12 protein-coding genes are annotated in these 13,712 nt (G+C 69.1%); 9 read left to right on the plus strand and 3 right to left on the minus strand.

Annotation, left to right across the window (positions count from 1 at the left end; translation table 11 throughout):
* The first annotated feature begins 1 nt into the window (after position 1).
* The 3 genes from AB0C30_RS27855 to AB0C30_RS27865 are packed head-to-tail and all read left to right on the plus strand — an operon-like array spanning position 2 to position 3,421.
* The gene (locus AB0C30_RS27855) at positions 2-982 is read left to right on the plus strand and encodes a GDP-mannose 4,6-dehydratase (protein WP_357949754.1); all 981 of its coding nucleotides are present in this window, start codon (positions 2-4) and stop codon (positions 980-982) included.
* Complete coding sequence (locus tag AB0C30_RS27860; RefSeq protein WP_357949757.1) at positions 979-2,022, plus strand: MraY family glycosyltransferase; 1,044 nt, start codon at positions 979-981, stop codon at positions 2,020-2,022. Before AB0C30_RS27855 ends, AB0C30_RS27860 begins: the two co-directional genes overlap by 4 nt.
* A 4-nt stretch (positions 2,023-2,026) precedes the next feature.
* Positions 2,027-3,421, plus strand: a complete 1,395-nt coding sequence (locus tag AB0C30_RS27865) for a polysaccharide biosynthesis tyrosine autokinase (RefSeq protein WP_357949759.1) — start codon at positions 2,027-2,029, stop codon at positions 3,419-3,421.
* Here AB0C30_RS27865 and AB0C30_RS27870 read toward each other — a convergent pair.
* The 3 genes from AB0C30_RS27870 to AB0C30_RS27880 form a co-directional block, all read right to left on the minus strand.
* The gene (locus tag AB0C30_RS27870) at positions 3,399-3,980 is read right to left on the minus strand and encodes a hypothetical protein (RefSeq protein ID WP_357949762.1); all 582 of its coding nucleotides are present in this window, start codon (positions 3,978-3,980) and stop codon (positions 3,399-3,401) included. The genes AB0C30_RS27865 and AB0C30_RS27870 overlap by 23 nt on opposite strands.
* Before the next feature lie 76 nt (positions 3,981-4,056).
* Positions 4,057-5,835, minus strand: a complete 1,779-nt coding sequence (locus tag AB0C30_RS27875; RefSeq protein WP_357949764.1) for a DUF4012 domain-containing protein — start codon at positions 5,833-5,835, stop codon at positions 4,057-4,059.
* A 15-nt stretch (positions 5,836-5,850) separates the two neighbouring features.
* Positions 5,851-6,150, minus strand: a complete 300-nt coding sequence (locus tag AB0C30_RS27880) for an LPXTG cell wall anchor domain-containing protein (protein ID WP_357949767.1) — start codon at positions 6,148-6,150, stop codon at positions 5,851-5,853.
* A 584-nt stretch (positions 6,151-6,734) separates the two neighbouring features.
* On the opposite strand from AB0C30_RS27880, the gene AB0C30_RS27885 reads away from it, so the two are divergent.
* From AB0C30_RS27885 to AB0C30_RS27910, 6 genes are read left to right on the plus strand one after another with little or no spacing between them, the layout of a single operon-like run.
* Positions 6,735-7,892, plus strand: a complete 1,158-nt coding sequence (locus AB0C30_RS27885; RefSeq protein ID WP_357949770.1) for an ROK family transcriptional regulator — start codon at positions 6,735-6,737, stop codon at positions 7,890-7,892.
* Between the two features lie 11 nt (positions 7,893-7,903).
* The gene (locus AB0C30_RS27890) at positions 7,904-9,391 is read left to right on the plus strand and encodes a sugar ABC transporter ATP-binding protein (protein ID WP_357949772.1); all 1,488 of its coding nucleotides are present in this window, start codon (positions 7,904-7,906) and stop codon (positions 9,389-9,391) included.
* Positions 9,391-10,398, plus strand: a complete 1,008-nt coding sequence (locus AB0C30_RS27895; RefSeq protein ID WP_225292217.1) for an ABC transporter permease — start codon at positions 9,391-9,393, stop codon at positions 10,396-10,398. The genes AB0C30_RS27890 and AB0C30_RS27895 overlap by 1 nt, the downstream gene beginning before the upstream one ends.
* Positions 10,395-11,441 (plus strand): substrate-binding domain-containing protein, encoded by a 1,047-nt coding sequence (locus AB0C30_RS27900; protein WP_357949776.1) that lies wholly within the window; start codon positions 10,395-10,397, stop codon positions 11,439-11,441. Before AB0C30_RS27895 ends, AB0C30_RS27900 begins: the two co-directional genes overlap by 4 nt.
* An 11-nt stretch (positions 11,442-11,452) precedes the next feature.
* Positions 11,453-12,583, plus strand: coding sequence for a Gfo/Idh/MocA family oxidoreductase (locus AB0C30_RS27905; protein ID WP_357949779.1), 1,131 nt, complete (start codon positions 11,453-11,455; stop codon positions 12,581-12,583).
* Positions 12,580-13,584 (plus strand): sugar phosphate isomerase/epimerase family protein, encoded by a 1,005-nt coding sequence (locus tag AB0C30_RS27910; RefSeq protein ID WP_357949783.1) that lies wholly within the window; start codon positions 12,580-12,582, stop codon positions 13,582-13,584. Before AB0C30_RS27905 ends, AB0C30_RS27910 begins: the two co-directional genes overlap by 4 nt.
* Positions 13,585-13,712 lie beyond the last annotated feature (128 nt).

The following is a 13,712-nucleotide window of genomic DNA, read 5'->3' on the forward strand; positions in this document are numbered from 1 at the left end:
CATGCGATATCTGCTGACAGGCGGGGCCGGTTTCATCGGATCCCATCTCACCGACGCGCTGCTGGCGCGCGGTGACTCCGTCGTGGTGGTCGACAATCTGTCGACGGGACGGACCGCGAACCTCGCGCTCGCCGCCGGCCACCCCCACCTTCAGTTCGTCCAGGGCTCCGTGCTGGACGAGCTCATGGTGGACGAACTGGTCCACGAGTGCGACGTCGTCGTCCATCTCGCGGCCGCGGTCGGCGTCAAGCTGATCGTCGAGCAGCCGCTCCGGTGCCTGACGACCAACATCCGTGGCTCCGAGGTCGTCATCGAGGCCGCGCATCGCTACCGGAAAAAGATCCTGATCACCAGTACGAGCGAGATCTACGGCAAGAACTCGTCCGGACCGCTGCGGGAGGACGCCGACCGCATCCTCGGCAGCCCGTCCGTGGTGCGCTGGGCCTACAGCACGGCCAAGGCCGTCGACGAGATCCTGGCCAACGCCTATCACCAGGAGCGCGGCCTGCCGACGATCGTCGTGCGGCTGTTCAACACCGTGGGCCCACGGCAGAGCCCGGCGTACGGAATGGTCATCCCGCGCCTGGTCCATCAGGCGGTCAGCGGCGCGCCGCTCACGGTCTTCGGCGACGGAAGCCAGACCCGCTGCTTCGCGCACGTCGCGGATGTCGTCGACGCGTTGCTGCGGCTCCTCGACCTTGAGGCGGCGGTCGGTCAGACCTTCAACATCGGCTCCGCGAACGAGGTGAGCATTCTGGACCTGGCGAAGCTGGTCATCGAGCACACCGGGTCCACCTCCGGGATCGACCTCATCCCGTATCACGAGGCCTACCGGCAGGGCTTCGAGGACATGACCCGCAGGGTCCCCGACACCACCCGGATCCGCGAGCTCACCGGCTGGGCTCCCCGGCACACTCTCGACGAGATCCTGACCGAGGTCGTCAAGCAGGTTCGCGAAGAGCTCACGGCGTCCAACCGGTGAACGCGACGATCGCCCTTGCCACCGGCGTGGCCGCCTTCGTGATCAGCTGTGCGGCGATCGTGCCGTTGAGGCGCCTGGCGCTGCAATGGGAACTGACCGATCGCCCCAGCGAGAAGAAGGCGCACGTCCGCCCGACTCCTTACCTGGGTGGCATCGCGATCACGCTCGGCGCGGTCGTGCCGGTGATCGCGGTGCTCGGCTTCGCCGAACTCCGGATCATGGCGATTCTCCTGGCGGGTACCGCGGTGTCGCTGGTCGGTCTGATCGACGACGTCGGCCCGCTGCGCCCGGTCACCAGGCTGGTCGTGGAGGCCGCGGCGGCCAGTGGGGTCGCGCTCGCCGGTGTCCACATAAGCACGCCGGCCAATGGATGGGTGGACGGCGGCCTCACGGTCGTGTGGATCGTCGTGATGCTCAACTCCTTCAACCTGCTGGACAACATGGACGGCGCGCTGGGAGCCGTCAGCACCGTCACGGCCGCCCTCCTGGGTGGAACGGCCTTCGTGACCGGCCACCCGGCGCTGGGGCTGCTGCTGATCGCGCTCGCGGGCACCAGCCTCGGCTTCCTGCCGCACAACTGGGCGCCCGCGAGGATATTCATGGGTGACTCCGGATCCCTGTTCATCGGATTCGTGGTCACCTGCTCGGCGGTCTTCCTGGTGAGGGGGCAGGGTCCGGGCGAGATGATCGCCGGATTGCTCCTGCCGACCTTCGTCGCCACCGTCGACACCGGCGTCGTGTTCCTCTCGCGGGTGCGGGCGGGCCGCTCGCCGCTGATAGGCGGTACCGACCATGTGACACACCGGCTCCGCCGGCTGGGGCTCAGCACCCGGACGGCCGCCGCGACGCTCGGCGCGCTGGCGGCCGTGGCGGGCGGCTGCTGCCTGCTGATGGCCATGCGCTGGATATCGCCCCTGGTCACGACGATGGTCGCGGGCGGAACCGCCATCGTTCTCATCGCCTTGCTGCAGGGTGTGCACGTCTACGTGCCGATCGAAGACCTCAAGGCTCCTCCAAGAATCCGCGAAAGGCGGCGTTGATCCAGTGGATTTGCTCTACTACATGCGGCTCCTGCGCCGAAACTGGCTGCTTCTCCTCATCTCGCTGGTGATCGGGATCAGCACGGCGGTGGTGGTCACCGCGAACACTCCGCCGCAGTACGTCGCGACGATCTCCATGCTGGTTTCCGGCCAGGACAGGGAAGGCAGCCTCTCCACCGCCTATCAGGCGGGCATGCTGTCGGCGCAGAGGGTGCAGTCCTACGCCACTCTGCTGTCCAGCCGCCGGGTGGTCAGCCAGATCACCACGCCCGAGGACATCCGCCGGATGCAGGCGAACATCTCCGCCGAGGTCGTCCCCGGCACCGTCCTGCTCCGTGCGACCGTCACCGACACCGACCCGGCCCGCGCCGCACAGCTGGCCAACGCCCTGGGCACGCGGTTCACGCAGCTGATCGAGCAGCTCGAGCGGGTCAATTCGGCCACCCGGCCCACGGTCAAGGTCACCGTGGTGGACCAGGCGGAGATCCCTCAGGCGCCGGTCAGCCCCAGGCCGGTGGTCAACCTGGTGGTCGCCGTACTGATCGCGCTGGTCATCGCCATCGGCTCGCTGACGCTCCGTGATCGTCTGGACACCACCATCAAGACCTCCGACGCGCTGCAGCGGGTCTCGAAGAGCTCGACTCTCGGGATCATCGGGTACGAGCGGGACGCGCGGCGTCACCCGCTGATCGTCCGTAGCGGGGGCCGATCGTCCAGGTCGGAGGCGTTCCGCTCACTCCGTACGAACCTGCAGTTCATCGGCGTGGACCGGCAGCCCAAGTCCCTGGTGATCACCAGTTGCCTGCCGAACGAGGGCAAGTCCTCGACCTCCTCCAACCTCGCGATCACCCTGGCCCAGGCGGGCTGGCGGGTGCTCCTGGTCGACGGCGACCTCCGCCGTCCGCGCATCCCGACCTACCTCGGCATCGAGGGCGCGGTCGGCCTGACGGACGTACTGATCGGCAAGGCAAAGCTGGACGAGGTGATCCAGCCCTGGGGCGAGCCGCGCCTGTTCGTGCTGCCGAGCGGCCAGATCCCGCCGAACCCGAGCGAGCTGCTCGGCTCACGAGGGATGCGCCAGGTGATCGACCAGGTCATGGACGACTACGACATCGTGATCGTCGACGCGCCGCCGCTGCTGCCGGTGACCGACGCCGCGACGCTCTCGGCGATCTGCGACGGAGTGCTGCTCGTCGCCCGGTACGGCAAGACCCGGCAGGAGCACATCGTCCGGGGCACGGAGTTGCTGGCGTCGATCAACGCGCGCATCGTGGGCACGGTCATGAACTTCGTCCCTGCCAAGGCCAGCCGATACGACGGCTACGGTTACGGCTACGGGTATGAGACCGACACCGGCGCCGAGGCCAGGGCCGCGGTCAAGGCGCCGACGGCTGTGTGAGGAGCCGGAGCGGGACGTCGAGCGATCTGGCGATCCTCCGTCCCGCCATCCGGTGGTGCCACCGGGTGCCACCGATGGGGTCGAGGATGTCGGGCCGGTCCACCGGCACCAGGCCGCGCAGCCCGCGCACCTCGTCGACCAGCGCGTGCGCCCGCCGTACGGGATCGCGATGACGCGTGACCGCCGCGGGCTCGACCGCGCCGCTCAAGATGCCGAACTCGGCGATGGTGAAGGTACGCCCGGCGGCCTGGAGCTGCCTGGTCACCACTTCGGCGCGATGCGCGGCGGCGGCCGTCAGCACGAGGTCCGCGGCGGCCACCACCTCGGTGGTCAGCGGGCTGGAGACGAAGCCGCTGGGATCACCACCGAGGCGCAGCAGCGTCTGCCGCGTGTGCTCGGCCATCTCCATGCCCGGCTCGGCGTGGGTGCCCGCGCTGGTCACCCGGAACGCCGGCCCGAGGGCCGACCGGGTCAGCCGCTCCGCCAAGGGAGAGCGGCAGATGTTGCCCGTGCAGACGAACAGGATGTGGAAACCAGACGCGTCCCGCGTACCTTCCATGAGCGCGACGCTAGAACGCCCTGGTCAGACGGCCGTCGGCGGCGCGCCGGTCTTTACCCTTCGCTTCAGGTATCGATTATTTGGTGGGAGTCTCGAAGGTACAGCCCCGATGGTCCTGGGTGATGCTGGTCTGCTGGGGATGGACCAGTGGCTGCACGGGCACCAGCGGCGCCGCGTCCGAGGCGGGTTCGAGCAGGAGGAACTCCAGCGTCTTCGACTGCCGGGGCGCGAGCTCCAGCATGGTGGAGTAGACGGGGTGGGATCGTTCGACCTCTTTGATGATCTTCACCGGCTTGCCGTCGATCCGCACGCCGCCGTTCTTCGCGCCGACCCCCGTGTACAGCGACACCCACAGCAGGTTGGATCCGACGGCATGGGCGCGCTCCGGGGAGTCAAGGCGGCTGGTGACATACCTGGGCAGCTTCCTGCGCGGCACGTCATTGGTGAGACTGACCCGCACCTTCGTGACGCGTTGCCCGTCGGGACGGCAGGGTCCCAGCTCATAGTCGACCGAGCGCTTGAGGTAGTAGTCGAGCTTGTTGCCGCCGGAATTGTTGACCACCAGTCCGGCGAACGGTCCGGGCTCCTGCGGCAGCACACCGCCCAGCGGCGTCGTGGCCAGGCGGCGCTGCTCGACGCCCCTGCGGCTCCACACCTGGATCCGCCGCTCATCCACCATCTGCGCCAAGGTGGACATCAAGGTGCGGGGATCCGGATGGGACCGGGTCATCGCCTCGCTGACGGCGCCGGCGATCGTGATGAGGTACTTCTTACGCTCGTCCGGATCCTGGTAGCGGACATAGGCCACCCGCTCGGTCAGGTCGGTGACGTTCTCGGCGGTCACCGTCTCACCGCCCGGCAGAGTGACCGGGCCGATCAGCCGCAGCAGGTAGGAGAGCCCGACCGGGTCGGTCGCGATGGCGCCATCCAGCCGCCGGCCCGTCTGCCGCTCCCAGAGCGCGGTCCAGGTGGTCGCGGCGTACGGGAAATGCGGGGAAAGATTGGAATTGGAGAGCAGGGAAAGCGCGCTCGGCCCGTAACGCGCGCTGAATGCCGGCCCATTGTCGGCGACCGGCGCCGAACTTGGCGCGAGGCGGGTGTTGGCGGAGAGCCGCTGAATGCCCAGTTTTCCTTGCCCGGCTTTCAGAATGCCGAAGGCGCCCACCAGACCGCCGGTTCCGCGCGCCTCGGCATTCGTCTGGAATGCCAGGAAATAGCGGCGTGGACCGTCATGGCCCAGCATCGGCGGTAGCAGGGCGGCGGCGTCGGCCGCGGCGCCGAGCCAGCCGTGCAGCCGATCGATCTGCTCCAGGGCCGTGACGCGGGCCTGGTCCAGCTCGCTCACGCCTGTGTCCGCCGGGGTTACGGACAGGCGTGAGCGCGCCAGAGCGACCCGGTCGGCGGCGGCGTCCAGGGCCGGTGCCGCCGACTCCAAATCGGCCAGCAGTTCGCCCATGTCGGTCATGGAAGCGCCCTTGGCGGACCCACCGGCCGTGATCAGCCGCGCGGCGGCCCGGTGCACGTCGGTCAGGGCACCGGTCAGCTCCGCGGCGGCCTCCGCCAGACCGCGGATGGTCGTCGCGCTCTCTCCGACCAGGGGAGTGTGAGCGAGCAACGACCAGTCCGGGCCGGAGGTGAGCCGGCGGGCCTCGGTTGCGTGCCACTGCGCGTCCGCGAGCGTCCCGGCCAGCCGGCCGGGGTCGCTCGCGCGCAGCAGGACCAGCGCGTTCCTGGTCGCCTGCAGGTGGTCCCGCACGCTCAAAGTGAGGTGCGCGGCCCAACCCCCGGCCAGCGTGAGACCCGCGGCGGGAGCCAGCAGGCCGGCGATGACAACTCGGCGTCTCTTGCTTCGCACTGTGAGATCGGCGACTTACTTCGCGCTGTACGAACGGCGCCGCCGCATGGCGATCAGCGTGCCGGCCGTGCCCATCAGGAGCATGCCGGCACCGGCCGCGGCCAGGGCCTTCACGGGTGCTCCGGTCATCGGCAGCTCCCTGTGGTGGCGATGGCACCCGTGGCCACAGCGCCGATGGTGACGATGCCACCCGTTGAACTCCTCGGGGTCGATGTCGACGTCGATGTTGACGTGCGACGACGACGTCGAGGTGGCCCTCGGAGTCGAGGCGGCATTGGCCGTCGGCGGATAGGGCCGCGGGCTCTCGGTGCTCATGGGTGCCACCTGGCTGCCCGTGGAGGCGGACGCCAGTCCTGCGGTCCCGAAGGCGATCCCACCTCCTACGGCCATCGCCACGAAAATAGGTATCGTGATTTTTTCTCTCATTTCGGACTCCCCGTATGGATGGCGGTTCGGGTCATGGGACATTTCGCCCGGAATTCCAGCGAAGTGTTCGCCACGGAACCCGTTATATGCGCCCTCTTAATGGGTGCTCCGGTCGCCGCACAGTTCTTACCGAATGACCACTAATGGTTCTCCAGATGTTGACGGTCTGTCGGGCGCCGATGCTCCGCGGGGCCGTCCCGGGGCTGTGTCGCTCTCGCGGGGAGGTCGCTCCGAGGCGCTGGGGCGTGTGAAGGCGGGCTGCCAGCGCGGGCGGCGGGGGGTCGTCGAAGCGTGGGGCGGCCGGAGCGTGCGGCAACGGGCCGCCGCAGGGTGGCGCGCGTCGCGACCTCGCTGGGGCCGAACTGCCCTTATGTCCGTATTAGAGGATCTTTGTTTGATTATCGGCGGAAGTAGGGATGGTTTGGGCGGCTAACACTCTTGATTTGCCGCTTGTGTGATCTTATTGTCGCCGCATGACCTCCGCTCCGGGCTCGCCCGGTGACGTTCTGACGCTCATCAGCGCCGGTTCCGCTACCACCCGCTCGGACCTCGCCCGGCTGACCGGCCTGGCCAGGTCCACGATCAGCCAGCGCGTCGACGCGCTGATCGAGCGCGGCCTGGTCTCCGAAACCGGAAGCGGCGAGTCCACCGGCGGCCGGCCGCCGCGGCAGTTACGCCTGCACACCGCGGACCACGCCTTCGCGGGCGTCGACCTGGGCGCCACGCACTGCAGGATCGCGCTGATGGACATCTCGGGCGACGTGCTGGCCGAGTGCGAGGACCCGCTGCTGATCGCCGAGGGTCCGGAGACGGTTCTGGCCCACGTCGACGAGCGGCTGGACCGGTTGCTCGCCGAGGCGGGACGGCCCCGCGCCGCGCTCAAGGCGATCGGGATGGGGGTGCCGGGGCCGGTGGAGTTCGCCACGGGCCGGCCCAACAACCCGCCGATCATGCCCGGCTGGAACGACTACCCGATTCCCGAGCACTTCGCGGGCTGCGCCGTACTCGTCGACAACGACGTGAACGTCATGGCGCTCGGCGAGCACCGCAACGCCTACCCCGACGCCGAACACCTGCTGTTCGTCAAGATCGGCACCGGCATCGGCTGCGGCATCGTGGCCGAGGGCAAGCTGCACCGCGGCGCCCAGGGCTCGGCCGGCGACATCGGCCACATCCGGGTCTCCGGCCACGAGGACGCCGGCTGCCGCTGCGGCAACAGCGCCTGCCTGGAGGCCGTCGCCGGCGGCGCGGCCGTCGCCAGGAGGCTGACCGAGCTCGGCACGCCCGCCGAGACGGGGGCCGACGTCGTGGCGCTGGTACAGGCGGGCAACACCCAAGCGCTCCGGCTGGTCAGAGAGGCGGGCCGGTTGATCGGCGAGGTGCTCGCCAGCCTGGTCAACTTCTTCAACCCCGAGGTGATCGTCATCGGCGGCGCCCTGTCCCGGGTCCACGAACACCTGCTCGCCGGCATCAAGGAGACCGTCTACCGCAGATCGCTGCCGCTGGCCACGCATCACCTCTCGATCGTGCCCAGTCGTACCGGGATCAACGCCGCCGCGCTGGGCGCCGGGATCCTGGCGATCGAGAACTACCTGTCACCCGAGAACATCAACCGGATCGTCAACGCCTGAAAGGGACCCCGATGCTGGTCATGAGGGGGATCGTCAAGCAGTTCCCCGGCGTGCGCGCGCTCGACGGGGTGGACCTCGACGTGAGCGCCGGCGAGGTGCACTGTCTGCTCGGCCAGAACGGCGCGGGCAAGTCGACGCTCATCAAGGTGCTGGCCGGGGTCCACCAGCCAGACCAGGGCACGATCGAGTTCAACGGAGCGCAGGTCAGGGCGGGCAGCCCGATCGACGCCATCAGGCTCGGCTTCGCCACCATCTACCAGGAACTCGACCTCGTCGACGGGCTCAGCGTCGCGGAGAACATCTTCCTGGGCCACGAGCACGCCCGCGCCGGCTTCGTGAACAGGGGAGCGGCCAACCGGGCCGCCGCCGCGGTGCTGGCCAGGCTCGGCCACCCGGAGATCCGGCCGAAGGCCGAGGTCGGGCGGCTGGCACCGGCCGCCAAGCAGGTCGTCTCGATGGCCCGCGCGCTCTCCCACGAGGCCCGTCTGATCATCATGGACGAGCCGTCGGCCGCGCTGGCCCACGACGAGGTGGCCAACCTGTTCCGCATCATCCGCGAGCTCACCGCCCAGGGCGTCGCCGTCGTCTACATCTCCCACCGCCTGGAGGAGATCCGCGAGATCGGCGACCGGGTCACCGTGCTCAAGGACGGGCGCACGGTCGCCGTCGGCCTGCCCGCCCGCGACACGCCGACCTCCGAGATCGTCTCGCTGATGACCGGCCGCAACGTCGAGTACGTCTTCCCGCCCCGCGCCGCCGAGTCTCCGGGTGAGGAGGTGCTGCGTGTCGAAGGACTCAGCTCGCCGGGCGCGTTCGCCGACGTGTCGTTCTCGGTGCGCGCCGGTGAGATCGTCGGGCTGGCCGGGCTGGTCGGCTCCGGCCGTTCGGAGATCCTGGAGGCGGTCTACGGCGCCCGTCGCGCCTCCGGGCGCGTCCTGCTGTCGGGCAAGGCCGTGCGGCGGGGCGACGTCGTCGGCACCGTACGGCAAGGCATGGGCCTGGCCCCGGAAGAACGCAAGGCCCAGGCGCTCCTGCTCGACCAGAGCGTGACCGCCAACATCACTCTGGGCAGCCTGCCGGAGTTCGCCACGTTCGGCTGGATGAACCGGGTGCGCGAGAAGGCCGAGGCGCGGCGCCTGGTCGAGATGCTCGACATCCGCCCGCCCGACCCCGAACGGCCGATCAAGACGCTGTCCGGTGGCAACCAGCAGAAGGCCGTACTGGCTCGCTGGCTGCTCGGCGGGCGCAAGTTACTCCTGCTCGACGAGCCGACCAGGGGCGTGGACGTCGGGGCCAGGGCCGAACTGTACGCGGTGATCCGCGGGCTGGCCGACCAGGGCATCGGCGTGCTGCTGGTGTCCAGCGAGGTGCCCGAGGTGCTCGGCCTGTCCGACCGCGTGCTGGTGCTGCGCGAGGGGACGGTCATCCACCAGGGCGACGCCCAAGAGCTCGACGAGCATCGCGTGCTCGACATGATCATGGATGGGAGAGCCGCCTGATGAGCAACCCCGCAGAAGCGGGCCCGCAGAACCGCCTGGCCGTGCGGGCGCCCGGTCCGCTGGCCTGGCTCGGAGAGGCACGGCACCTGGGCCTGGTGGTCGCGCTGGTACTGCTCGCGATCGTCGGCCTGGTCACCAAGCCCGAGAACTTCGCCACCACCTCCAACCTGGTCAGCATCCTTTCGCTGGCCGCCACGATCGGCGTCATCACAGTCGGCGCCACGTTCGTCATCATCGGCGGCGGCATCGACCTGTCGGTGGGCGCCACCATGGCCCTGGCCTCCGTCTGGGCCACCACCTTGGCCACGCAGGCGTACGGACCGGCCGTCATGGCCGTCTGCGCGATCCTCGTCGGCACCGGCACGGGCCTGGTCAACGGGCTGCTCATCGCGTACGGGCGGCTGGTGCCCTTCATCGCCACCCTGGCGATGCTGGTCGCGGCGCGCGGGCTGGCCCAGCGCATGTCCGACCGCAAGACGCAGATCATCCAGTCCGACAACGGCGCGATCGTGGACCTGTCGACCACGCGGCTGCTCGGCGTGCCGCTGCTGGTCTACATCTTCGCGTTGGTCGTGGTGCTGGGCTGGATCCTGCTCAACCGCACCACCTTCGGCCGCCGCACGTACGCGGTCGGCGGCAACCCCGAAGCGGCCCGGCTGGCCGGCATCAACGTCCGCCGGCACACGATGCTCCTGTACGCCCTGTCCGGGCTGTGCTGCGGCATCGCCGCCATCCTCATCATGGCCCGCACCACCACGGGCTCCTCCACACACGGCGACCTGTACGAGCTCGACGCCATCGCCGCCGTCATCATCGGCGGCACCCTGCTCACGGGCGGCCGCGGCACGATCATCGGCTCGATCCTGGGCCTGTTGATCTTCACCCTCATCACGAACCTGTTCATCCTCAACGGGCTCAACACCAGCGACCAGCTGATCGCCAAGGGCCTGATCATCGTCGTCGCCGTCCTTCTCCAGCGACGGAACCTGAAGGAGAGAGCACCATGAGCAACAACGTCGCGCGCAGGGGTTTCCTGGTCGGTGGAGCCGTGATGTTAGCGGCCGGCTGCACCAGCAACGAGCCCGCCGCCGCGCCCTCGTCGGCGGCGCCCGCTCCCGCGCCCGCGGCCAGCGGCAACGACCAGCCCGGCACCAAGGTGGTCATCGGCTTCTCCGCGCCCGCCGCCGACCACGGCTGGATCGCGGCCATCGCCAAGAACGCCGAGTCCGCGGCCAAGCAGTATTCGGACGTCGACTTCAAGCCCGTCGAGCCCACGAACGACATCAACCAGCAGATCTCCGCCGTCGAGTCGCTGATCGCGGCCAAGGTCAGCGCCCTGGTGATCCTGCCGAACGACGGCCAGCAGCTCAACCAGGTCGCGCTTCAGGCCACCCAGGCCGGCATCCCGGTCGTCAACCTCGACCGGATCTTCCCCGACAAGCTGGCGTACCGCACCTGGATCGGCGGCGACAACTACGGCATGGGCGTCGCGGCCGGCCAGTACATCGGCAAGCAGCTCAAGGACAAGGGCGTCTCGAATCCGGTGATCGTGGAGATCCAGGGCATCGCGACGCTCCCGCTGACCCAGGACCGCAGCAAGGGGTTCGCCGACGCGCTGAAGACGTTCGGCTTCAGCGTCACCGCGAAGCAGGACGCCAAGTTCACCGTGGAGACGGGCAACTCGGTGGCCGCCAGCCTGCTGCAGGCGCACAAGAAGATCGACGCCCTGTGGAACCACGACGACGACCAGGGTGTGGGCGTGCTCGCCGCCATCAAGGAGGCGAACAGGAACGAGTTCTTCATGGTCGGCGGCGCCGGCTCCCTGAACGCCATGAAGGAGATCCAGTCAGGCACCTCCGTGCTGAAGGCCACGGTCACCTACAGTCCTACGATGGCCTCGTCGGCCATCAAGCTGGCCAGGTTGATCGCGCAGCAGAAGGGCATGAGCGACCTGGTGGAGAACCAGGTGCCACAGTCGATCACGCTCGCGTCGGAGACCATTACCAAGGAGAACGTCGAGAAATACCTGCCACTCGGCTTCGAATCCTGATCGGGGGTTGCATGTCAGACCAAACCACCGTCGGCGTGGGCATGATCGGCTACGCGTTCATGGGCCGCGTCCACTCCCAGGCATGGCGCAGCGTCGGCGCCTTCTTCGACCTGCCGCTGGCACCGCGCATGGCGGTGCTGGCCGGTAGGTCCGAGGAGCACACCGCCGCCGCGGCCGCCCGGCTCGGCTGGGCCGACACCGAGACCGACTGGAGGGAACTGGTCAAACGCGACGACGTGCAGATCGTCGACATCTGTACGCCGGGCGACTCCCACGCCGAGATCGCCATCGCCGCCCTGGAGGCCGGCAAACACGTGCTCTGCGAGAAGCCGCTGGCCAACAGCGTGGCCGAGGCGGAGGCCATGGTGCGGGCGGCGGCCTCGTCGACCGGCAAGAGCATGGTGGCCTTCAACTACCGGCGGGTGCCCGCGGTGGCGCTGGCCCGGCGCTACGTCGAGGAGGGCAGGCTCGGCGAGATCAGGCACGTACGAGCCCAATACCTCCAGGACTGGATCGTCGACCCTTCGTCTCCGCTCGTGTGGCGGCTGCAGAAGGACAAGGCGGGATCGGGCGCCCTGGGCGACATCGGGGCGCACATCATCGACACCGCCCAGTTCATCACCGGCCAGAACGTCGTGGGCGTCTCGGCGCTCACCGAGACGTTCGTCAAGGAACGTCCCGTGTCGGCGGGCTCATCGGAAACCGGGCCCGTCACCGTCGACGACGCCGCGCTGTTCATCGGGCGGCTCACCGGCGGTGCCGTGGCCTCCTTCGAGGCCACCCGGTTCGCCACCGGCCGCAAGAACGCGCTGCGCATCGAGCTCAACGGCTCGAACGGCAGCCTCGCCTTCGACTTCGAGGCCATGAACGAGCTGTGGGTCAGCGAAGGCGACAGCGGCTTCAAACGTATCCTCGTCACCGAGGCCGACCACCCCTACGCCGGGGCGTGGTGGCCACCCGGACACGGACTCGGGTACGAACACACATTCACCCATGAGGTCAAAGACTTCCTGGAGGCGATCGCCCAGGGCAGCGACCCGGCACCGTCGTTCGCGGACGGGCTCCGGGTGCAACGCGTGCTCGCGGCGGTCGAGCGTAGTGCGGCTGACTCCAGCCGTTTCACAGTTGTGGAGGACATATGAGACCGGTCACCTTGTTCACCGGCCAGTGGGCCGACCTGCCGTTCGAGGAGGTGTGCCGGCTCGCCGCCGAATGGGGCTACGACGGCCTCGAGATCGCCTGCTCCGGCGACCACTTCGACGTGGCGCAGGCGATCAGCGACCCGTCGTACGTGTCCGCCAAGCGGGCCCAGCTCGACAAGCACGGCCTCAAGGTCTGGACGATCTCCAATCACCTTGTCGGCCAGGCGGTCTGCGACCATCCGATTGACGAACGCCACAAGGCCATCCTGCCCGCCCGCATCTGGGGCTCGGGCGACCCGGAGTCCGTACGCCAGGCGGCCGCCGAGGACATGAAGAACACGGCGCGAGCCGCGGCCCTGCTGGGCGTCGACACGGTGGTCGGCTTCACCGGCTCGTCGATCTGGCACACGGTGGCCATGTTCCCGCCGGTGCCGGCCTCGATGGTGGAGGCGGGCTACCAGGACTTCGCCGACCGCTGGAACCCCATCCTCGACGTCTTCGACCAGGAGGGCGTCCGCTTCGCCCACGAGATTCACCCCAGCGAGATCGCCTACGACTACGTGACGACCCAGCGCACCCTGGAGGCCATCGGCCACCGCCCCGCGTTCGGCCTCAACTGGGACCCGTCCCATATGGTCTGGCAGGACCTCGACCCGGTGGCGTTCATCCTGGACTTCGCCGACCGCATCTACCACGTGGACTGCAAGGACACCCGCGTCCGCGTGGGCGACGGCCGCCGCGGCCGCCTGTCCTCCCATCTGCCGTGGGCGGACATGAGGCGCGGCTGGGACTTCGTCTCCACCGGCCGCGGCGACGTTGCCTGGGAGGACTGCTTCCGGGCGCTCAACTCGATCGGGTACGCGGGCCCGATCTCGATCGAGTGGGAGGACGCGGGGATGGACCGGCTGGACGGGGCCCGGGAGGCACTGGGCTACATCCGCGGCCTCAACGCCATCACCCCACCGACCACCGCCTTCGACGCGGCCTTCTCCACCACCTGACCTGACTGCCCTGGCGCGCCCGACACGCATGGTCATCGCGTGTCGGGCGCGCTTCGCGCGAGTGGCGCTCAGGCGTGCTTCCCAGGGGGCTCCCGCCCCCTTCGACCCCCGACAAGCGCGGGCTTCGC

Source organism: Nonomuraea sp. NPDC048901 (assembly GCF_040649695.1).
Classification (GTDB): domain Bacteria; phylum Actinomycetota; class Actinomycetes; order Streptosporangiales; family Streptosporangiaceae; genus Nonomuraea.

Excerpts from the sequence above, each read along its gene's own strand:
- AB0C30_RS27855 (WP_357949754.1), top strand. The coding sequence starts at position 2 with ATGCGATATCTGCTGACAGGCGGGGCCGGTTTCATCGGATCCCATCTC.
- AB0C30_RS27870 (WP_357949762.1), bottom strand. The coding sequence starts at position 3,980 with ATGGAAGGTACGCGGGACGCGTCTGGTTTCCACATCCTGTTCGTCTGC.
- AB0C30_RS27880 (WP_357949767.1), bottom strand. The coding sequence starts at position 6,150 with ATGAGCACCGAGAGCCCGCGGCCCTATCCGCCGACGGCCAATGCCGCC.
- AB0C30_RS27885 (WP_357949770.1), top strand. The coding sequence starts at position 6,735 with ATGACCTCCGCTCCGGGCTCGCCCGGTGACGTTCTGACGCTCATCAGC.
- AB0C30_RS27890 (WP_357949772.1), top strand. The coding sequence starts at position 7,904 with ATGCTGGTCATGAGGGGGATCGTCAAGCAGTTCCCCGGCGTGCGCGCG.
- AB0C30_RS27895 (WP_225292217.1), top strand. The coding sequence starts at position 9,391 with ATGAGCAACCCCGCAGAAGCGGGCCCGCAGAACCGCCTGGCCGTGCGG.
- AB0C30_RS27900 (WP_357949776.1), top strand. The coding sequence starts at position 10,395 with ATGAGCAACAACGTCGCGCGCAGGGGTTTCCTGGTCGGTGGAGCCGTG.
- AB0C30_RS27905 (WP_357949779.1), top strand. The coding sequence starts at position 11,453 with ATGTCAGACCAAACCACCGTCGGCGTGGGCATGATCGGCTACGCGTTC.
- AB0C30_RS27910 (WP_357949783.1), top strand. The coding sequence starts at position 12,580 with ATGAGACCGGTCACCTTGTTCACCGGCCAGTGGGCCGACCTGCCGTTC.